This window comes from Promicromonospora xylanilytica (assembly GCF_054782895.1).
This window is the reverse complement of the sequence record NZ_BAAGRP010000001.1, coordinates 217,014-237,054: the sequence shown is the minus strand read 5'-3', so window position 1 is coordinate 237,054 and position 20,041 is coordinate 217,014. Positions and strand designations below refer to the sequence as shown.

The following is a 20,041-nucleotide window of genomic DNA, read 5'->3' as shown; positions in this document are numbered from 1 at the left end:
GGGACGCCGGAGACAACCCGTGGCCAGACATCTCGCCTCGCACCTCGCCCAGCTCGTCGCCACGCTCCTCGTGGCGACAGCGGCGATCTTCGTGCTGCTGCGGGTGCTGCCCGGCGACCCGGCGGTCGTCGCGCTCGGGATCGAGGCGTCGCCGGAGGCGCTCGCGGCCTGGCGCGCCGAGCACGGCACGGACGGGCCGCTGCTCGCCCAGTACCTCGAGTGGGTCGGCGGCCTGGTCACCGGGGACCTCGGCACCAGCTACGTGACGGCGCAGGACCTGACGCCGCTGGTCGCGGACCGGGTCCAGGTCACCGGCATCCTCGTGCTCCTCGGCATGCTGATCGCTCTCGTCGTGGCGGTGCCGGTGGGCACGCTCGCCGCCGTCTGGCACCGTAGCGCCGGCGGTGTGACGCTCTCCGCGGTGAGCCAGGTGGGTGTGGCCGTACCGAACTTCCTCGTGGGTGTGCTGCTCGTGGCCCTGTTCGCGGTGCGGCTGGGCTGGCTGCCCTCCGGCGGCTGGACGGCGCCCGCCGACGGGCTCGGGGAGTTCTGGCGGCACGTGCTGCTGCCCGCCGTCGCGCTGGGGTCCGTGCAGGCCGCGATCATCACCCGGTACGTGCGCAGCGCCGTGCTGGAGATCATGCGTGAGGACTTCCTGCGCACCGCGCGCGCCAAAGGCCTCACGTTCACGGGCGCACTCGTCAAGCACGGGCTGCGGAACGCCGGCGTGCCGATCGTGACCGTCGTGGGCGTGCAGATCGCGTCGATGCTGATCGGCGCCGTCGTGATCGAGCGCGTGTTCGCCGTGCCCGGTCTCGGGAGTCTGCTGCTGGACTCGGTGGGCAACCGCGACCTGCTCGCCGTGCAGTCGATCGTCGCGGTGCTCGTGGTGCTGGTGGTGCTGCTGAACTTCCTGGTCGACCTCGCCTACACCCTGCTGGACCCGCGGCTCAGGAGGGCCTCATGAGCGACCCGGCCACGGCCGCCGTCGGCCCGCCGCTGCCCGACCTCGGACCGGCCGCCGAACCTCGCCGCCCCGGCAGGCACCCCCAGCTCGTGATCGGTGCGGTGCTGGTGGGCCTGGTCGTGGTCACGGCGCTGGTGTCGCTGGCCTGGACGCCGTACGACCCGGAGCACGCCGGTGCCGACCGGCTCCTGCCGCCGGGTGCCGAGCACTGGCTGGGCACCGACCGGTTCGGCCGTGACGTGTTCTCGCAGGTGATGGCCGGCGCGCGGATCACCCTGCTGGTGGGGGTCGTCGCGGTCGGGATCGCCGCGGTGGTGGGCGTACCGCTCGGCGTGCTCGCGGGGATGCGCGGCGGGCGCCTCGGCGCGCTCCTGATGCGGGGCAGCGACATCCTGCTCGCCTTCCCCGGCCTCCTGCTCGCGATCGTGCTGGGTGCCGTCTACGGCGCGGGCACGGTGACGGCGATGGTCGCGCTCGGTATCGGCTCGATCCCCGCCTTCGCGCGCGTGGCTCGCAGCGGGACCCTCCAGGTCATGCGGTCCGACTACGTGCTCGCCGCCCGCGCGGCGAACCGCGGGGAGGCCGCGACGGCGGCACGGCACGTGCTGCCCAACATCGCCGGCACGGTGCTGGTGCAGTGCTCGGTGAACTTCGCGATCGCCGTGCTCGCGGAGGCGGGCCTGTCGTTCCTCGGCCTGGGCACGCCCCCGCCCACGCCGTCCTGGGGCCGCATGCTCCAGGAGTCGCAGCAGTTCCTCGGCGTCGCCGACCACCTCGCGATCGTGCCCGGCGTCGCCATCGCGGTGGCCGTGCTCGGCTTCAACCTGCTCGGCGACGGGCTGCGCGACGTGCTCGACCCGAGACTCTCGGCGGCCTCCCCGGCCGAGCGGAACCGGCCGGCCGGGTCCGGGCCGGTGGGCGAGGCGGCCGGGGCGGCGCCCGACGTGTCCCTCGCCCTCGACGTCCAGGACCTGAGCGTCCGGACCGCCGGCGGCCGCACCCTCCTGTCCGACGTGTCCCTCCGCGTCGCCAGGGGCGAGCGGGTGGGCCTGATCGGCGAGTCCGGGTCGGGCAAGACGATGACGGCCCTCGCGACGCTCGGTTTGCTGCCCGACGGGGTGGCGGCGACCGGGCACGTAGCCCTCGACGGGGTGCCGGGGAACCTCCTGGACCGGGGCGAGCGCGCGCTGGCGCGGCTGCGCGGCACGGCGGTCTCGATGGTGTTCCAGGAGCCGATGACCGCACTCAACCCGCTGATGCGGGTGGGCAGGCAAGTCGCCGAGACGATGACGGTGCACGGCGTCGCGCACCCGGTCGCCGCGTCCCGGGCCGCTGAGCTGCTCGCGGAGGTGGGCCTGCCGGACGGCGCCGACCGGCGGTACCCGCACGAGCTGTCGGGCGGGCAGCGGCAGCGGGTGGTGCTCGCGATGGCGCTGGCCAACGACCCCGCCGTGCTGGTGGCGGACGAGCCGACCACCGCCCTCGACGTCACCGTGCAGCGCCAGGTGCTCGATCTCATGCTGCGACTGGTCCAGGACCGGGGTGCCGGTCTCCTGTTCATCACGCACGACCTCGCCGTGGTGTCCCAGGTGTGCGAGCGGGTGGTGGTGCTGCTCGACGGCGTGGTGGTCGAGGAGGGGCCCGTCGCCGAGGTCTTCGCACGCCCTCGGCACGAGTACACGAGGCGCCTGCTCGCGGCGTCGACGCTCGAGCCGCGCGCCGCGACCGGGTCGGCGGAGACCGTGTCGGCGCAGACCGGGCCGGTCGAGGCGACCGGGCCGGCCGCCGTCCGGGACCCGGCGCTCATCCAGGTCGAGGAGGTCACCAGGACCTATCTGCGCCGAGGCCAGACCGTGCACGCGCTGCGGGGCGTCTCCCTGGAGGTCCGGGCCGGGCAGCGGTTCGGCATCGTGGGGGAGTCCGGCTCGGGCAAGTCGACGCTGCTGCGGATCGTGTCGGGTCTGGACCGCGCGACGTCCGGCCGGGTCGTCAGCGCGGGCGTGGACCTGAGCGCGCCGCCCCGGGGCGCGTTCGGACGGGACACGGGCCGGCCGACGCCGACGGCGGACCTGGGCGACCTCCGTGCGGCCCTGCAGCTCGTGTTCCAGGACCCGTACGGCTCGCTCGACCCGCGGATGACCGTCGGCGACATCGTGGCCGAGCCGCTCCTGAACCCCGCGAACGTGCGCGAGGGAGGCCCACGGACCGCGCTCGCCCGGCGCGACGCCGTGCGGGAGATGCTGGACGCCGTCGGCCTGCCGCTCGACGCGACGGAGCGGTATCCGCACCAGTTCTCGGGCGGGCAGCGCCAGCGCATCGCCATCGCGCGTGCCCTGGTGTGCCGGCCGCGCATCCTCGTGGCGGACGAACCGGTCAGCGCCCTCGACGTCTCCGTGCGCCGCCAGGTGCTGGACCTGCTCGCGAGCCTCGCCGACGAGCACGACCTGACGCTGCTGCTCGTGTCGCACGACCTGGGCGTGGTGCGGCACGTCTGTGACCACGTCGCCGTGATGCGCGACGGCCTGATCGTGGAGCAGGGGACCACGGCCCAGGTCTACGACGACCCGCGCCACGAGTACACCCGCCGCCTCCGCGAGGCGACGCCTGTGCTGACGTTCTGACCGCGCGGTGTAACCTCCTGCGCGACATGAGCGAGCAGATGACCAGCGACGACAGTGATCTCCCGGGACTCGACGCTGCCGCCCGGCGCGTGGTCGGATCCACCGGCAAGGCGCCCCTCCGCGTGATCTTCGTGCCTGGTCTCGGCGACCGGCTGCCACCCCTGGTGCACCTCCAGCGCGAGGCCCTGCGTACCTGGCGTGCCCTCGGTGTGCGCACCACCATGTTCCGGATCCGCTGGTCCTCGGACGCCTCGTTCCAGGAGCGGCTGGACCGCCTGGACGAGATGGTCGAGCGGTACGAGCAGCGGGGCGAGCGGGTCGCCCTCATGGGTGCGTCCGCCGGGGCGGGCGCGGTGCTCGCGGCGTACGCCCGACGCCGCTCGATCGTCGCCGTCGTGATCATCGCCGGAAAGTTCCTCGAGCCCGAGGACATCATCAAGCCGGTACTCCTGCGCAACGCGGCCTTCGCGCAGTCGCTGTCCACGGTGCCCAAGCTCCTGGAGGAGCTCGGCCCGGAGGACCGCGCGAGGATCCTCAGCCTGCGGTCGGCCCGGGACGGCGTGGTCGACGACGAGGACACGCTGCTCGAGGGTGCGGTGAACGAGACGATGCGGGTGGTGGGTCACGTCATCGCTATCGGATACGCGCTGATGTTCCGGGCACGGCGGGTGGTGCGGTTCCTGCGGGAGGCCGTGACCGACTGACGAGCCGGGCGGCCGGAGGCGATCGAGCGGCACGCACGGTCGGCGTAGCGCGCCTTACGCACTCTTCAGCGAACGTGGGGCTCTGACCTCTTGCCGCGGGCGACGCCCCTCAGCACACTCGGCCTATGACAACCTCCCAGGACACGTCCGCCGCCGTCGCGCACTTCACCGAGCGGCTGAGCTTCGAGACCGACGTCGCCGACGTCCACGCCGACCTGGCCGCGGGCGTCCGGTTCACGCTCGTCGACGCGCGCTCCCAGGAGTCGTGGGACCAGGGACACATCCCCGGTGCGGTGCACCTGCCCGGCGGCAAGGTCAGGCTGCGGGCCGAGCAGCTCGTCGACCGGGACCTGCCCGTGGTGACCTACTGCTGGGGCCCGGGCTGCAACGCGGCGACCAAGGCGGCACTGGAGTTCGCGAAGCTCGGCTACCAGGTCAAGGAGATGCTCGGTGGCTTCGAGTACTGGGTGCGCGAGGGCTTCGCGTACGAGACGGCGACGGGCCAGGTCCAGCCGAGCCCGGACCCGCTGAGCTCCCCGGTCTGACGGGCGCGGTTCGGAAGGTCCGCTTCCAGAATGCGATCTGGCATGGCTCGCACGCCGGATCCATGCCAGATCGCATTCTGGAAGCGGACCTTGCGGGGCCGTGGTCTAGCTCGGCCGGTAGCGGTTCTCCGGGCGACCCGTCGCGCCGTAGCGCGGGCTGACCTGGGCGTGTCCCTCGGCGACCAGGTGCTCCAGGTACCGGCGTGCACTGACCCGCGACATCCCGACGGCCTCCGCGACCTCGGCCGCCGACGCGTCCCGAGGCGCTGCCCCGTCCCGAGGCGCCGCCGACGCGTCCCCCGCCCCGTCCCCGTTCCCCGCCTCCGCGGCGCACAGCCGGCCCAGCGCCTCCTGAACCAGGGTGCGGCTCCGCTCGGAGAGCCCCTTGGGCGGCAGGGCCGTCGCCTGCCGCGGGCCGGCGAGAAGCTGGTCCACCTCGTCCTGGCCCAACGTGTCCTGCGCCCGCCGCACGTCCTCACGGCGCTGCCACACCTCGTCGAGCCGCTCGCGCAGCGTGGTGGCGGTGAACGGCTTGACCAGGTAGGCGGCGACGCCCCCGGCCATGGCCTGGCGCACGCTGTCGAGCTCGCGGGCCGCTGTGGTGGCGACGACGTCGACGGGCGGGCCGGGCAGCATCCGCAGCCGGCGGAGCACGTCCAGCCCGCTGATGTCCGGCAGGTGCAGGTCGAGCAGCACCAGGTCCGGGCGCAGCGCGGCCGCCAGTCGCAGCGCGTCCTTGCCGTTCCTGGCCTCGCCCACCACCACGAACCGGGGGTGGCTCTCCACGAAGCCCCGGTGCACCACGGCGACCTCCGGGTCGTCCTCGACGATGAGCGTCCGTGCCCGTTCTGTCATGACGTCGCCTCCCCCGCTGCCACGGTAGCCCGTGGGCGTCCGGCCGACGCCGACACGGGCAGGTCGACGGTCATCCGCGCCCCGCCGAGGTCGCTGGTGCCGATCACCACCTCGCCGTCGTGCCGGTCGACGACGCGCCGGACGAGGGACAGGCCGATGCCGCGGCTGTGCTCCCGGTCGCCGGGCACCTTGGTGGAGAACCCCGCCTTGAACACCTGGTGATGCTGGTGGGCGGGTACGCCGGGGCCGTCGTCGTCGACCCGCAGGTGCAGGCGGGCGCCGTCGGAGCGGAGCAGCACGCGGACGTGCCCGTCCGGGCTCGTCGCGTCGACCGCGTTGTCGATCAGGTTGCCGAGCGCGATGAGGGCGTCGGTGTGCAGCGCCGAGGCCTCGGGGCCGGCCGGGGCGTCGAGCGCGGATTCGTCGGCCACGTCGAGCGTCACGCCGCGCTCGCGCGCGGTGACCGCCTTGACCAGGAGCAGCGCGGCGATCTCGGGAGACCGCACGCCGGGCGCGACGGCCGACGCGGCAAGCAGACCGCCGTAGCCCGATCGCTCGATGAACGCGACGGCCTCCTCGGTACGGCCGAGCTCCAGCAGCCCCGAGATCACGTGCACGGTGTTGGCGAACTCGTGCGACTGGGAGCGCAGGGCGTCGGTGAGGCCCCGGGTCTCCAGGAGGCCCGCGATGTCCTCCGGCTCGAGCAGGTAGATCCGGCGGCGTACCAGGCGGGTCACCCAGGCCGCGCAGAGCACGCCGACCGCCGCGGCGGCCGCGAGCGCACCGAGCAGCCAGCCAAGGTCGTCGGTCAGGTCGGCGCGCAGCTGGGACTCGAGGATCCCGACGCTGGCGGTGCCGATGACGGGCGCGGGCGAGGCGTCGTCGGCCGCGTCCCCGTAGACGGGCACCTTGACGCGCCACGAGGTGCCGAGCGTGCCGGTCTGCGTGCCGGTCCACACCCGCCCCGACAGGGGCACCGACGGGTCGGTGGAGACGGGCCGCCCGATCTGCTCGGGGTCGGGGTGGGAGTAGCGCACGCCGGCGTCGTCGGTGACCACCACATAGGTGACCTCCGACGCCTCACGGATCACCTCGGCGATCGGCTGGATCGTGGCGGAGGGGTCGGCGTCGTCGAACGCGTCCTGGATGGCGGGCAGCCGCGCCACCGACTGTGCCACGCCTGCCATGCGGTCCACGTAGGCCTCGCGGAGCTGCCGTTCCTGCAGGGCGGAGGCCACGAAGCCGGTGGTGCACACGAGCACGAGCACGATCACGACCTGCAGCACCAGCAGCTGCCCCCGGAGCGTCATCGCTCTTCTCACGGAGGCCAGTGTGCCCCGGTCGGCGGCCGGTGCGGTAGCCGGGAGCCGTGACCGAAACGACCACAACCTTCGTTGCGACCAGAACGGGGCCCGGCGGGCCGGCGCTCCCTACGCTCACGCCGAGGTGGGACGGGATCCGGCGACGTGGCCGAGACGGATGCCCACGTCTGCCGCATTCACTCAAAGGAGAAGGCATGCGCACCATGCGAACCGGGGCTGTCCCCGTCGGAATCGCCCTGACCCTGGCCCTGGCGGGCTGCTCGGCCCTGGAGGCAGGCGGTGGTGGCGGTGACGCCGCCATCGACGAGCTCAGCATCGTGGTCCCGGCGGGGCCGGGCGGCGGCTGGGACCAGACCGGCCGCGCCATGCAGGCCGGCATGCAGGACGAAGGGCTGGTCGGCACCGCCACCGTGACCAACGTCGACGGCGCGGGCGGCACCGTCGGTCTGGCGAACATCGCCAACTCCACCGACCCGAACACTCTCCTCGTGATGGGGCTGGTGATGGTGGGCGCCGTCGAGACCAACCAGTCCCAGGCCCGGATCGAGCAGACCACCCCGATCGCACGCCTCACCGAGGAGCAGGAGGTCGTCGTGGTCCCGGCGGAGTCGCCGTACCAGACCATCGACGACCTGGTCGCCGACATCGAGAAGAACGGCAAGAAGGTCTCCATCACCGGCGGGTCGGCGGGTGGCACCGACCACATCCTCGCCGGGATGCTGCTCAAGGCCGCCGGCATGCCGTCGAGCAACATCGAGTCCAAGCTCAACTACATCGCCTACTCCGGCGGCGGCGAGTCCCTGGCGGCGCTGCTCGGCAACAACGTGAGCGCGGGCATCTCGGGGGTCAGCGAGTACGCGGAGCAGGTCGAGGCGGGGGAGCTGCGGGCGCTCGCGGTCTCCGGCGAGGAGCGCGTCGACGCCCTGCCGGACACCCCGACGCTCACCGAGGCGGGGTATGACGTCGTCCTCACCAACTGGCGCGGTGTGGTCGCGCCGGGCAACATCGACGACGCCGACCGGGAGGCGCTGACCACCGCCGTCACCGAGCTCGCGGAGTCCGACGCCTGGCAGGCCACGCTCGAGGAGAAGGACTGGGACGACGCGTTCCTCGCCGGCGAGGAGTTCGACACCTACCTCGAGGGCAACATCGCGGAGTCGCTGGCGGTGCTCAAGGACATCGGGCTCGTCCGGTGACGCCCGACGGCGCGGCGCCGGAGGCGCCTACCGATCCGGGCGAGCCGACGGCGGAGGCAGGACCTCCGCCGTCGGACGCCGCGCCGCCGGCACCCGCCGAGCCGCCGCGCCGCAGGTGGGGCGAGCTGGTGCTGGCCCTCGCCACCACGGCGCTCGGTGCGTACGTGCTGGTGGCCGCGGGGAGCATCACGGTGCCGGGCTCGGCCAACACGCTGGGTCCGCGAGCCTTCCCCTACCTGGTGGGCGGCATGCTCCTGGTCGCGGGGATCGTGCTGGTCGTCCTGATCCTGAGCGGCCGGGCCGGTGAGGAGGAGGGCGGCGAGGACGTCGACCCCACCGTCCGCGCCGACTGGCTGACCGTCGTGCTCCTCGTGGCCACCCTGGTGGTCCACGTGTTCGCCATCAACGTCGTCGGGTGGCCGTTCGCCGCCGCGATCCTGTTCGGTGGCGCAGCCGTCGTCCTGGGTGCCCGCCCGTGGTGGCGCGCGGCCCTGATCGGGCTCGTGCTGGGCCTGGTCGTCCAAGTGCTGTTCGGCGGGGTGCTGGGGCTGTCGCTCCCGCCCGGCCCGCTCCTGGAAGGGGTGCCGTTCCTCCGTGGATAACTTCTCCGCACTGCTCGAGGGCTTCGCCACCGTGCTGCATCCCGCGTACCTGCTGTACGCGCTGTTCGGGGTGTTCATCGGGACGGCGGTCGGCGTGCTGCCCGGCATCGGCCCGGCGATGACCATCGCCCTGCTGCTGCCGCTCACGTACTCGCTGGAGCCGACGGCGGCGATCATCGTCTTCGCCGGCATCTACTACGGCGGCATGTACGGCGGGTCGACGACGTCGATCCTGCTCAACACGCCCGGCGAGTCGGCGTCGATCGTGACTGCGATCGAGGGCAACAAGATGGCGCGTGCCGGCCGGGGCGCCGCCGCGCTCGCCACCGCCGCCATCGGCTCGTTCGTCGCGGGCACGCTCGCCACGGTGGCGCTCACCTTCCTGGCGCCCGTCGTCGCCCGCTGGGCGGTCCAGCTCGGTGAGCCGGACTACTTCGCGCTCATGGTGGTCGCGTTCATCACCGTCGGCGCCCTGCTCGGCAGCTCGGTCCCACGGGGCCTTGCCGCGCTCGCCCTCGGTCTGTTCCTCGGCCTCGTCGGCACGGACACGCTGACCGGCCAGCAGCGCTTCACGTTCGGCGTGCCCAACCTGGCGGACGGGATCGACGTCGTGATCGTCGCCGTCGGGCTGTTCGCGGTGGGCGAGGCCCTGTACGTGGGCTCGCGGATGCGGCACGGGCCCATCAAGATCATCCCGGTCGAGAAGGGCTGGCGCAGCTGGATGAAGCGGGACGACTGGCGGCGGTCCTGGAAGCCGTGGCTGCGTGGTGCGGCCATCGGGTTCCCCGTCGGCACCATCCCGGCCGGCGGCGCCGACGTCGCCACGTTCCTGTCGTACGCGTCCGAGCGGCGGCTCGCCGGCAAGGAGCGGCGCAAGGAGTTTGGCAAGGGGGCCATCGAGGGCGTGGCCGGTCCGGAGGCCGCGAACAACGCCGCGTCGGCCGGCGTGCTGGTGCCGCTGCTCACGCTCGGCCTGCCCACGACCGCGACCGCGGCCATCATCATCGTGGCGTTCCAGTCCTACGGCATCCAGCCCGGACCGCTCCTGCTGCAGAACGAGTCCGCGCTGGTGTGGGCGCTGATCGCGAGCCTGTACCTCGGCAACCTCATGCTGGTGGTGCTGAACCTGCCGCTCGTGGGCATGTGGGTGAAGGTGCTGCGCATCCCGCGGCACTACCTGTACGCCGGCATCCTCCTGTTCGGCGCGCTCGGCTCGTACGCGCTGAACTTCTCGCCCGTCGACGTGCTGCTCCTCGTGCTGATCGGCCTGGCCGGGTTCTTCATGCGGCGGTACGGCTACCCCGTGGCGCCCCTGGTGGTCGGCATGATCCTCGGCCCGATGGCCGAGGACCGGCTGCGCCGCTCTCTCGCCATCAGCCAGGGCGACCTCACCTACCTGGTGACCAGCCCGTTCGCCGCCACCGCCTACACGGCGATCGTGGTGCTGCTGGCGCTGGGCATCTGGCTCAAGCGCCGGGAGCGTGCGGAGGCCTAGGCTCACCGCATGAGCACAGCGTTGATCACCGGCGGGTCCGCGGGACTGGGCCTCGAGTTCGCGCGGCAGCTTGCCGCGGCCAAGCACGACCTCGTGCTGGTGGCGCGCGACGAGGGCCGGCTGGACGAGGTCGCCGAGGAGCTCCGCTCCGCGCACGGTGTGGCGGTCGAGGTGCTCCCGGCGGACCTCTCGGTGCCCGACGACGTCGCGCGTGTCGCCCGGCGGCTCGCCGTGGTCGGCGGCCGTCCCGGTGACGGCGGCCTGCGGCCCGTCGGGCTGCTCGTCAACAACGCGGGCTTCGCCACGAACGCGAGCTTCGCGCAAGGCCGGGTCACCACGGAGCGCCGCGGGATCGACGTCATGGTGCGGGCCGTGGTGGAGCTCACCCATGCCGCCGTCGGGCAGATGCTGGAACGGGACCGTGGCGCGGTCCTCAACGTCGGCTCGGTCGCGGCGCTCACCGCCGGCGGCACGTACGCCGCCGCCAAGGCGTACGTGCGGACCTTCACGGAGTCGCTCGCGGTCGAGCTCCGGGGCACCGGCGTGACGGCCACGCTGCTCTCCCCCGGCTTCACGCACACCGAGTTCCACGCCCGGGCAGGTATCCCCGAGTCGGCGATCGTGCCGGAGTGGGGGTGGCTCGACGCCGAGTACGTGGTCCGGGCCGCCCTGGCGGACGCGCGCCGCGGCGTCGTCCTGTCCACGCCGTCGGTGCGCTACAAGGTGGCCTCCGCCGTGCTCCGGGCGGCGCCGCGCTGGGCCGTCCGCGCCGTCGGCAAGTACCGCTGAGCGGTCTGCCGGCGGTCAGCGGTCACGCTCGGGCGCGCCACGTATTCTTGCCCCGTGAACGCTGACTTCTCCCCGACCCCGCGCGAGCAGCTGGCCGAGCTCATCAAAGAGCTCGCCGTGGTGCACGGCACGGTGACCCTGTCCTCCGGCAAGGAGGCCGACTACTACGTCGACCTGCGCCGCGTCACGCTGCACCACCGGGCTGCCCCGCTGGTCGGGCACGTGCTGCTGGACCACCTCGAGGAGGTCGGGCTCGGCACGGCGGAGATCGACGCCGTGGGCGGCCTCACCCTCGGCGCCGACCCGATCGCGGGGGCGCTGCTGCACGCGGCGGCCTCGCGTGGTCAGGACCTCGACGCGTTCGTGGTGCGCAAGGCGGCGAAGATGCACGGCATGCAGCGCCAGATCGAAGGACCGGACATCGCCGGGCGCAAGGTGGTCGTCGTGGAGGACACGACGACCACCGGAGGGTCGCCGATCGCGGCGGTCGAAGCGGCCCGCGCGGCCGGTGCCGAGGTGCTGGCCGTCGCCACGATCGTGGACCGGGCGACCGGGGCGGGCGAGAAGATCGAGGCCCTCGGGGTGCGGTACCACTACCTCTACGACCTGCGGGACCTCGGCCTCGCCTGAGGCGCCGCGGCGCGGGCGGGCCGTGCCACGGGTGGGCTCCGCAATACCGTAATCTGGGCGTCTCGATATCACTTCCCGTGAAGACTTTTGCCTAGCCCTACTGTATCTTTAGATTCATGGGGCCATTTGTCGCTTTAGTCCTGCTCGTTGCCGGCGTAGTGACCTTCACCGTTGCCGCGGCACGAGTCATGAGACGCGGTCGTTCGCAGGACGTCGCCCAATGGGCCGAGGCGAACGGCTGGGAGTACGTGGACAAGGACCCGACGCTCGCCCAGCGGTGGGACGGCCGGCCGTTCGGCACCGGCCTCGACCGCGTGGCCCGGGACGTGCTCAGGGGCAACGTCGACGGCCACGACATCGTCTCGTTCACCTATACCTGGCGTGCCGGCTCGGCCGAGGGCGAGTCCCGCCGTCGTGGCCTGCGGCGCTCGGCCCACGTCGTCGCTCTCGACGCGCTGCCCGGCGAACCGGTGGTGGACCTGTCGCCCGAGGGCATCCGTGAGAAGTGGCAGAAGCTCTTCGGCGCCCAGGACGTGCAGATCGACAACCCCGCGTTCGACGGGCAGTGGCTCGTGCGGACATCCGACGAGGTGTTCGCCCGCCGCGCCCTCGACGCGCGCCTCGCCAACATCGTGATGCTGCCCGACTTCCACGGGTCCCGGCTGCGCATCGAGGGCCCGTCGGTGCTGCTGTGGCGGCCGGGCCGGACCGACGTCACCACGCTGACCGAGCGCGCGAAGCGGGTGGCCGAGGTCGCACGGATCGTGCTCCCCCTGGAGAAGGGCGGTCCCCGCTTCGAGACCGGCGGCACGATCGACGGCTTCGGGATCCCCGGCCTGAGCTGAGCCGGCGGTGCCCGGCGCCGGACGGGCGGTTCAGACCAGGTCGACGATGTCGGCTATCGACTTCATCACGTGGCTGGGGCGGAACGGGTACTTCTCGACCTCGTCGGCCGACGTCGATCCAGTGAGCACCAGGAACGTCTCCAGGCCGGCCTCCATGCCGCCCAGGATGTCCGTGTCCATGCGGTCGCCCACCATCGCCGTCGACTCCGAGTGCGCGCCGATCAGGTTGAGCGCCGACCGGAACAGCACCGGGTTGGGCTTGCCCACGTAGTACGGCTGGCGGCCGGTGGCGGCCGTGATCATCGCCGCGACCGACCCGGCGGCGGGCAGCAGACCCTCCTGCGACGGCCCGGTCACGTCCGGGTTGGTGCAGATGAACCGGGCGCCACCCACGATCAGGCGGATCGCCTTGGTGATGGCCTCGAACGAGTACGTCCGGGTCTCGCCGAGCACCACGTAGTCCGGGTCGGACTCGGTGAGCGTGAAGCCTGCCTGGTGCAGCGCCGTCGTCAGACCGGCCTCGCCGATCGCGTAGGCGCTGCCGTTCGGGATCTGGTCCGCGACGAACTGGGCGGTGGCCAGTGCCGACGTCCAGATGTTCTGTTCCGGCACCTCGATGCCGCTGTAGGCGAGCCGCGCACGCAGGTCGCGCGGCGTGAAGATCGAGTTGTTCGTCAGCACGAGGAACGGCAGGTCCTTGTCGCGCAGTGCCTTGATGAACTCGGGGCCGCCGGGGAGGGCGGTGCCCTCGTGCACCAGCACGCCGTCCATGTCAGTGAGCCAGGCTTCGGTGGTCCGCTCGGTCATGGGCGTCAGCCTAGCGGTCGGGCCGGCCGGGCCAGCCGGGCCGACCTGGCCGATCGGGTCGTGGCGGGCTCGGCGGCCGGTGGTGGGCCGTAGGCTTCGCGCGTGACTTCTCGTACCCCTGATGACGCGCCGCGCCCCGGGTCGGTTCGCACCCTGGCCTCCTCCCCGCCTGCCAGGACACCCTGGTCGGCCGCACCTGGCAACGCCGTGCGCGGCGGCCTCGTGGGAGCCGCCGAGTCCGTGCCCGGAATCTCCGGCGGCACCATCGCCCTCGTCGTCGGCCTGTACGACGGGCTGCTCGGCGCTGCCAGCCAGCTGGTCCACGCCGCCCGGGAGCTGGTCCAGGGCGTCGCCGGCCGTCGCGGCCTGCGCCCGGCCGCCGCGGCGCTGCGCCAGATCGACTGGCCGTTCCTCGTGCCGGTGCTCGCCGGCATGGTCGTGATCCTGCTGGTCTCGCTGAGCACGATCGCCCCGCTGCTCGAGTCCAACCCCGTGCCGATGCGCGCGCTGTTCTTCGGCATGATCGCCGTGTCGATCAGCGTCCCGCTGCGCATGATGCCGCACCGGACCCGGCTGCTCGACGTCGCACTGCTGGTCGCCGGTGCGGTCGCCGCCTTCTTCCTGACCGGGCTGCCCGCCGCCGAGCTCACCGACCCGCCGCTGTGGCTCGTCTTCGTCGGGGCGGCGATCGCCATCAACGCGCTCGTGCTGCCCGGCGTCTCCGGCTCGTTCGTGCTGCTCGCCCTAGGCCTGTACATCCCCGTGCAGGCGGCCCTGCACGACCGCGACCTCGCGTTCATCGGCGTCTTCATGCTCGGCGCGGCGGTCGGTCTCGGGTCGTTCGTGAAGCTGCTGCACTGGCTGCTGGAGCACCGCCGCCAGGGCACGATGGCGCTGCTCGCCGGCCTCATGCTCGGGTCGCTGCGCGCGCTGTGGCCCTGGCAGAGCGAGGCGGGCGACCTGCTGGCTCCCGGAGACCTCGTCGTACCGGTGCTGCTCGCCCTGGCGGGCGCCGCGGTCGTCACGGTGGCGATCTGGTGGGAGGCGCGGCGCGCATCGCGCCCGGCAGCTCCCGTCGCGGCGGAATGACGGGGATGGCCGGCGAGCCTGACGAGCCGGTGGCCGAGCCCGTCGAGACCCAGGTCGGCGTCGGTCCCTGGCCAGGCCCTCTGCCCGACGACCCGCGCTACGACCCGGAGCTGCTGGCCGACGGTGACCGCCGGAACGTGGCCGACCAGTACCGGTACTGGTCCGTCGAGGCGATCGTCGCCGACCTGGACACGCGCAGGCATCCCTTCCACGTGGCCATCGAGAACTGGGCGCACGACCTCAACATCGGCTCCGTGGTCCGCACCGCCAACGCGTTCAACGCGGCAGGCGTGCACATCGTGGGCCGACGCCGGTGGAACCGCCGCGGCGCGATGGTCACCGACCGGTACCTGCACGTGACGCACCACCCGGACGCGGGAGCGCTGGCCGGGTGGGCAGAACGGGCGGGCCCGGCCGCCGGCCTCCCGATCATCGGCATCGACAACGTGCCCGGCTCCGTGCCGATCGAGGGATACGCGCTCCCGCGCGAGTGCGTCCTGCTGTTCGGCCAGGAGTCCACCGGCCTGACCGCGGAGGCGCAGGCCGCGTGCGACGTCGTCCTGCACATCACGCAGTACGGCTCGACCCGCTCGATCAACGCGGGAGCGGCGGCTGCCATAGCGATGCATACGTGGGCCGTGCAGCACGCGGAGTAGGCAGGCCGTCGAAAGTCGTGGCGGCAGCGACTCCACACCAGGCGGTCGGGAGGCGTCTCAAGAGGGCAAGCACATCCCACGTACCTGGAGGTCCACGTGACCAGCACCACCAGCACCCTCCGCTCCAAGACCTTCCGAATCACCGCGATCGGCGCCGCAGCGACGGGCCTGTGCATCGCCGGCGCGGGGGTGGCCGCCGCGGCCGACCCGACCTCGGCTCTCGGCCAGGTCGTCGGCACCACGGTGCACGCCGTCGGCGTCGACTGGTCCCACATGCCCGAGGGCTACACCCAGGCGCAGTACGAGGCGTTCTGGGGCGCAGGTTTCACCTCGGCGGACCAGGCGGCGCTCGGAGAGCTCTGGTCGCTCGACGCCACCGAGACCAAGTCCCAGGCCGGCCAGATGGTGCTCGACGGTGAGGAGCTCCCGTTCGCGCCCGGTACGCACGCGGAGCCCGAGCTGCCCGCGGACGACTCGGAGGCGATCCTGGCGTTCTTCGACGCCGGCTACACATCCGAGGACGTCGAGGAGCTGAGCGCCCTGTGGAACACCGAGTACGTGGAGACCAAGGTTCGCGCCGGCCAGATGGTGCTCGACGGCGAGGAGCTGCCCCTGGACCCCGCCACCTCGGCCGGTAGCTGACCTGTGCGCCCGGCGCCGCTGACGACTCGCCAGGAGGCGACCATCGACACCCTCACGTCGCGTATCGGCTTCGAGATCGAGCTGCTCGCACCCGCCGGCTCCGACCGGCAGGCGCTCGCGGACGCTGTCGCGGACCGCAGCGACGGCCGGGTGCACCGGTCGTTCCACACCGACAGCGAGCCGTCGGCGGTGCCGGGCGTCGGGGTGTTCCGGCACCTGTCCCCCGCGTTCGACGTGGTGGACGGTGCCGGCGCCCCGGTGGCGCGGTTCGTCGACGACATCACCCTCACCGCCGACCTGGCCGGGACGACGGCCAGGGGCCGACGTGGCTGGTACCGGGTGCTGTGCGACGAACCCCGCCTGCTGCGGCTGATCGAGCGGTGCACGGACCCCTACGCAGCCCTGCCCGACGTCCTGACCCCCGTCGCGGAGCTGTTCGGCAGCCAGGTCGAGCTGCGGGGCGGGGCGGCGCGGGTGAACGACGCCACTGGCGCGACCGTCGCCGTCGCGATGCCGCTGCCCGCGGGCCGGGAACGGCCCTGCGAGGTGGTCACTCCACCGATCGTCGGGGACCACGGTCGGCTGCTCGACGAGCTGCTCGCCCCCGCGCGGGACCTCGGTTTCACGGTTCCCGCGGAAGCCGCTGTCCACCTGCACCTGGACGGCGGGTCCTTCCGGCGGTCAGCGGCGTTCGCCAACCTGGTCCGGCTGTTCGGGCACTGGCGGGAACCGCTGTGGGAGGCGCTGGGTACCAACGCGGCGTGCCGGCGACTCGCGCCGCTGCCCGTCGAGCTGCTCCGGCTCGTGGAGCGTGCCGACCAGTCCTGGGCCGAGCTGAGCACCGCCGCGCGCGGGATCGGCCTGACGAAGTACGCCGACGTGAACCTCACGCAGCTCGTCGCCGCGAGCCCCGTCCGCGACACCGTCGAGGTGCGGATCCTGCCGGGCGCGCTCGACGCTTCCGACATCGTGCGGAGGGCGGCGCTGGTCGAGGGCCTGATGCGGCGCTGCCTCGACGACAGCCCCGTCCCACGGCCCGGCGCAGACGCCGCGCACGACCCGGCAGGGGCGCTCCTGGCCCTGGCGACCGCGGGTGTCGGCCGATGACCGTCCGGCTGCCTGCCACCGACCCGAGCAGCACACCGACACCACGGGTGGGAGCACGGACTCCGGCGCCCGCGCACGAGGCCGACCAGGCCGCCCCGGCCCGGACGCTGGACGAGCTGGTGCGCACGCACCTGCCCGGGCTGATCCGCTACGCGACGGTGCTCGTCGGTGATCAGCACACCGCTGCCGACCTGGTCCAGGAGGTGCTGCTGCGGGCTCACCAGCGGTGGCGCCGGATCGTGCTGACCGATCGTCCCGACCTGTATCTCCGGCGCATGGTCACCAACGAGCACCTGTCGTGGCGCCGTCGCTGGCACGTGCGGATGATCCAACCCGCCGGTGACGAGGTGCTCGCCCGGCACGCGGGCACAGCAGGCGATCTGGCGGAGGGCCACGCGGAGAAGGACGCGATGTGGCAACGCCTCGCAGAGCTGCCTCCGCGGCAGCGCACCGTGCTGGTGCTGCGGTACTACGAAGGGCTGTCGGACATCGAGACGGCGGCAGTGCTCGGCACCTCGGCCGCCACCGTCCGCTCTCATGCCTCGCGAGCCCTCGCCTCTCTCCGACGCACCGACCCGACCAACCTGGAGACGCGATGAACCAGCACCGTCCTGACCGTCCGCCCGTGCCAGGGCACCGGCCGGCGGGCGAGACCGAGCACGACCAGCTCGCCGAGCAGATCGGTGCGGCGTTGCGTGCGCACGAGCCCGACGCCGCTGCCACCGCTGCCACCGCGCAGCGGATCGCTGCCACGATCGCGGCAGCGGCCCCCGCCGACGCAGCGGCAGACGGCCGGAGCGGCGTGGCGACCCCGTTCGTCCGACGCGCGGGCGCCGTCGCGCTCACCGGTGTCCTCGCGTCGGCCCTCGGCGTGGTCGGCGCGGGCGCGGCGGCGGCGGCCAACCCCTACACGGGCTTCGCCGCCGCGGTCGACGGCGTCGCCGAGGCAGTCGGCGTCGGATGGTCCTCGATGCCTCCCGGCTACACACGCGAGCAGTACGAGGCGTTCTGGGGCGCCGAGTACACGGCGAACGATGTCGAAGCCCTCACCGAGCTCTGGCAGGTCGACGGGACGGGCGCCAAGGCGCGTGCCGGCCAGATGATCCTCGACGGCGAGACCGTCCCCGTTGCGCCGGGCTCGCACCCGGACGCCACGGAGGAGAGCACCATGAGCCATGAGGAGCAGGAGGCGTTCTGGGGAGCCGGGTACACCACCGAGGATGCGGAACAGCTGGCCGAGCTGTGGCAGGCCGACGTGCTGGAGGCGAAGGCGCGTGCGGGGCAGATGCTGCTCGACGGCGAGAAGCCCCCGCGGCCCTGAGCCGGCGCAGGGCCGACGAGAACGACAGTGATCCGGCCGTTCGACTGTCGAACGGCCGCACACAGCTGCCCGTGGATCGTGGCAAGATCGAAGGTGCATACCCGGGCGGCCTTGGACACTCCTGCGACCGCCCACCTCACCAGTCGTTTGGAGTTTCGCAGATGCCCATCGCAACCCCTGAGGTCTACGCCGAGATGATCGACCGGGCGAAGGCCGGCAAGTTCGCCTACCCCGCCGTCAACATCACGTCGTCGCAGACCATCACCGCCGCGCTTCAGGGCTTTGCCGAGGCGGAGTCGGACGGGATCATCCAGGTCTCCGTCGGCGGTGCCGAGTACGCGTCGGGCTCGACGGTCAAGGACCGGGTCTCCGGCTCCCTCGCGCTGGCGGCGTACGCCACCGAGGTCGCCAAGGGCTACGGCGTCAACATCGCCATCCACACGGACCACTGCACCGCGGACAAGCTCGACTCCTGGGTCAAGCCGCTGCTCGCGATCGAGGCCGAGCAGGTCAAGAACGGCGGCCTGCCGACGTTCCAGTCGCACATGTTCGACGGCTCCACCGTGCCGATCGAGGAGAACCTCGTGATCGCGGCCGAGATGCTCGAGCTGTCGCAGGCGGCGCGCACGATCCTCGAGATCGAGATCGGCGTCGTCGGTGGCGAGGAGGACGGCCACACCGCCGAGATCAACGACAAGCTGTACACGACGCCCGAGGACGGCCTGGCCACGATCAAGGCGCTCGGCGCCGGCGAGAAGGGCCGCTACCTGACGGCCCTGACCTTCGGCAACGTGCACGGCGTGTACAAGCCCGGTGCCGTGAAGCTCCGCCCGGAGATCCTGCTGGACATCCAGAAGGCCGTCGGCGCGGAGATCGGCAAGGAGATGCCGTTCGACCTCGTCTTCCACGGTGGCTCGGGCTCCACGGCGGAGGAGATCGCCGCGGCGGTCGACAACGGCGTGATCAAGATGAACATCGACACCGACACCCAGTACGCGTTCTCGCGTCCGGTGGCGGGCCACTTCTTCAAGAACTACGACGGTGTGCTCAAGGTGGACGGCGAGGTCGGCAACAAGAAGGCCTACGACCCGCGCGCCTGGGGCAAGACGGCGGAGGCAGGCATGGCCGCCCGCATCGTCGAGGCCTGCGAGCAGCTGCGCTCGGCCGGCCACAAGATGTGACCCCCTCGCCGAGGTAGTCACCTGGCGAGGTAGTCGTGCAGCGAGGTAGTCACCCGGTTCACGCTGGGTGACTACCTCGCCAACTGACTACCTCGCCAGGGGACTACCTCGGCACTACGCCGGCGGGGGTCGGGGCACCGCCCGACGGGCCCTCGTCGTCCAGCTCGAAGCCCGGGTCCTCGTCCACGATGTCGAGAAGGTCACCGATCCGGGTCACCTCGAGCAGAAAGCGCACCGTGGGGGGTGCGCGGAGCACCCGTACACGGTGCGGGCTGCGGCTCGCGAGGCGCGCGAGGAACGCGACGCCTGACGAGTCCATGAAAGTCACATGGTGCGCGTCGATCTCGACCGGGAGACGTGACTCCTCGGCCGCGGCCGTTGCCTCGTGCAGATCTCCGCCGATGTCGGCGTCGATCTCTCCGGAGAGCACGATCCGGGCGCGCGAACGGCCCACGATGACGTGGATGCTCGCGGGATCGCCGATCTCGGGGGTCTGATGGCCGGGGTCCTGGGGGCTCCCGCCCTGCGGACCGCGCGGGGGGTCGTAAGTTCCGTCCTGCACGGTTCTCCTTCCGGGAGCAGTGGTCGTGGCGCTGTGTCGGTCCGATGATAGAGGTTGAGGTTCAGATCTCGGACCGTCCCAATCTACGGTTGAATGTCCTGTCGG

At 72.5% G+C, this 20,041-nt stretch carries 21 protein-coding genes; 17 read left to right on the top strand and 4 right to left on the bottom strand.

The genetic code is table 11. The features are described from left to right. The first annotated feature begins 19 nt into the window (after positions 1-19). The 4 genes from ACYVK7_RS01060 to ACYVK7_RS01045 all read left to right on the top strand — a co-directional run bounded on the left by ACYVK7_RS01060 (position 20) and on the right by ACYVK7_RS01045 (position 4,837). Entirely contained in the window at positions 20-967 is a 948-nt protein-coding gene (locus tag ACYVK7_RS01060) for an ABC transporter permease (protein WP_460885819.1), read from the top strand. Next, complete coding sequence (locus tag ACYVK7_RS01055) at positions 964-3,588, top strand: dipeptide ABC transporter ATP-binding protein (protein WP_460885818.1); 2,625 nt, start codon at positions 964-966, stop codon at positions 3,586-3,588. The genes ACYVK7_RS01060 and ACYVK7_RS01055 overlap by 4 nt, the downstream gene beginning before the upstream one ends. A 26-nt stretch (positions 3,589-3,614) precedes the next feature. Next, positions 3,615-4,292, top strand: a complete 678-nt coding sequence (locus ACYVK7_RS01050; RefSeq protein WP_460885817.1) for an alpha/beta fold hydrolase — start codon at positions 3,615-3,617, stop codon at positions 4,290-4,292. A gap of 125 nt (positions 4,293-4,417) precedes the next feature. Further along, positions 4,418-4,837 carry a rhodanese-like domain-containing protein gene (locus ACYVK7_RS01045; RefSeq protein ID WP_460885816.1) on the top strand — a complete coding sequence of 140 codons (420 nt, stop codon included), beginning with the start codon at positions 4,418-4,420 and terminating at the stop codon, positions 4,835-4,837. Between the two features lie 105 nt (positions 4,838-4,942). Here the strand turns inward: ACYVK7_RS01045 and ACYVK7_RS01040 are convergent, their stop codons facing one another. Together ACYVK7_RS01040 and ACYVK7_RS01035 are read right to left on the bottom strand one after the other, a co-directional pair. Next, on the bottom strand, positions 4,943-5,692 hold the full coding sequence (locus tag ACYVK7_RS01040) for a response regulator (protein ID WP_460885815.1): 750 nt from the start codon (positions 5,690-5,692) through the stop codon (positions 4,943-4,945). After that, entirely contained in the window at positions 5,689-7,014 is a 1,326-nt protein-coding gene (locus tag ACYVK7_RS01035; RefSeq protein WP_460885814.1) for a sensor histidine kinase, read from the bottom strand. The genes ACYVK7_RS01040 and ACYVK7_RS01035 overlap by 4 nt, the downstream gene beginning before the upstream one ends. A 194-nt stretch (positions 7,015-7,208) precedes the next feature. On the opposite strand from ACYVK7_RS01035, the gene ACYVK7_RS01030 reads away from it, so the two are divergent. The 6 genes from ACYVK7_RS01030 to ACYVK7_RS01005 all read left to right on the top strand — a co-directional run bounded on the left by ACYVK7_RS01030 (position 7,209) and on the right by ACYVK7_RS01005 (position 12,571). After that, a complete protein-coding gene (locus ACYVK7_RS01030) occupies positions 7,209-8,210 on the top strand; it encodes a Bug family tripartite tricarboxylate transporter substrate binding protein (protein WP_460885813.1) in 1,002 nt (333 codons plus the stop codon). Next, positions 8,207-8,812 (top strand): tripartite tricarboxylate transporter TctB family protein, encoded by a 606-nt coding sequence (locus ACYVK7_RS01025; RefSeq protein WP_460885812.1) that lies wholly within the window; start codon positions 8,207-8,209, stop codon positions 8,810-8,812. Before ACYVK7_RS01030 ends, ACYVK7_RS01025 begins: the two co-directional genes overlap by 4 nt. Next, positions 8,805-10,307: a tripartite tricarboxylate transporter permease gene (locus ACYVK7_RS01020; RefSeq protein WP_460885811.1), complete on the top strand. Its 1,503-nt coding sequence runs from the start codon at positions 8,805-8,807 to the stop codon at positions 10,305-10,307. The genes ACYVK7_RS01025 and ACYVK7_RS01020 overlap by 8 nt, the downstream gene beginning before the upstream one ends. Positions 10,308-10,316: 9 nt before the next feature. After that, entirely contained in the window at positions 10,317-11,096 is a 780-nt protein-coding gene (locus ACYVK7_RS01015) for an SDR family NAD(P)-dependent oxidoreductase (RefSeq protein WP_460885810.1), read from the top strand. Positions 11,097-11,150: 54 nt separating this feature from the next. Beyond that, a complete protein-coding gene (pyrE, locus tag ACYVK7_RS01010; RefSeq protein WP_460885809.1) occupies positions 11,151-11,726 on the top strand; it encodes an orotate phosphoribosyltransferase in 576 nt (191 codons plus the stop codon). 188 nt (positions 11,727-11,914) lie between these two features. Beyond that, positions 11,915-12,571 carry a hypothetical protein gene (locus tag ACYVK7_RS01005; protein WP_460885808.1) on the top strand — a complete coding sequence of 219 codons (657 nt, stop codon included), beginning with the start codon at positions 11,915-11,917 and terminating at the stop codon, positions 12,569-12,571. 30 nt (positions 12,572-12,601) lie between these two features. On the opposite strand, the gene ACYVK7_RS01000 is transcribed toward ACYVK7_RS01005, so the two are convergent. Beyond that, entirely contained in the window at positions 12,602-13,378 is a 777-nt protein-coding gene (locus ACYVK7_RS01000; RefSeq protein WP_460885807.1) for an HAD-IIA family hydrolase, read from the bottom strand. A gap of 102 nt (positions 13,379-13,480) precedes the next feature. Between ACYVK7_RS01000 and ACYVK7_RS00995 the strand changes: the two genes are divergently transcribed. The 7 genes from ACYVK7_RS00995 to fbaA all read left to right on the top strand — a co-directional run bounded on the left by ACYVK7_RS00995 (position 13,481) and on the right by fbaA (position 19,374). Beyond that, the gene (locus tag ACYVK7_RS00995) at positions 13,481-14,467 is read left to right on the top strand and encodes a DUF368 domain-containing protein (protein WP_460885806.1); all 987 of its coding nucleotides are present in this window, start codon (positions 13,481-13,483) and stop codon (positions 14,465-14,467) included. Positions 14,468-14,472: 5 nt separating this feature from the next. Continuing rightward, the gene (locus ACYVK7_RS00990) at positions 14,473-15,123 is read left to right on the top strand and encodes a TrmH family RNA methyltransferase (RefSeq protein ID WP_460885805.1); all 651 of its coding nucleotides are present in this window, start codon (positions 14,473-14,475) and stop codon (positions 15,121-15,123) included. Positions 15,124-15,219: 96 nt separating this feature from the next. Beyond that, the gene (locus ACYVK7_RS00985) at positions 15,220-15,765 is read left to right on the top strand and encodes a hypothetical protein (protein WP_460885804.1); all 546 of its coding nucleotides are present in this window, start codon (positions 15,220-15,222) and stop codon (positions 15,763-15,765) included. A 3-nt stretch (positions 15,766-15,768) separates the two neighbouring features. Then, positions 15,769-16,872: an amidoligase family protein gene (locus ACYVK7_RS00980; protein WP_460885803.1), complete on the top strand. Its 1,104-nt coding sequence runs from the start codon at positions 15,769-15,771 to the stop codon at positions 16,870-16,872. Further along, complete coding sequence (locus ACYVK7_RS00975; protein ID WP_460885802.1) at positions 16,869-17,471, top strand: SigE family RNA polymerase sigma factor; 603 nt, start codon at positions 16,869-16,871, stop codon at positions 17,469-17,471. The genes ACYVK7_RS00980 and ACYVK7_RS00975 overlap by 4 nt, the downstream gene beginning before the upstream one ends. Next, complete coding sequence (locus tag ACYVK7_RS00970; RefSeq protein ID WP_460885801.1) at positions 17,468-18,193, top strand: hypothetical protein; 726 nt, start codon at positions 17,468-17,470, stop codon at positions 18,191-18,193. The genes ACYVK7_RS00975 and ACYVK7_RS00970 overlap by 4 nt, the downstream gene beginning before the upstream one ends. A 161-nt stretch (positions 18,194-18,354) precedes the next feature. Next, on the top strand, positions 18,355-19,374 hold the full coding sequence (gene fbaA / locus ACYVK7_RS00965) for a class II fructose-bisphosphate aldolase (RefSeq protein WP_460885800.1): 1,020 nt from the start codon (positions 18,355-18,357) through the stop codon (positions 19,372-19,374). Positions 19,375-19,477: 103 nt separating this feature from the next. On the opposite strand, the gene ACYVK7_RS00960 is transcribed toward fbaA, so the two are convergent. Further along, a complete protein-coding gene (locus ACYVK7_RS00960) occupies positions 19,478-19,936 on the bottom strand; it encodes an STAS domain-containing protein (RefSeq protein WP_460885799.1) in 459 nt (152 codons plus the stop codon). Positions 19,937-20,041: the final 105 nt, after the last annotated feature.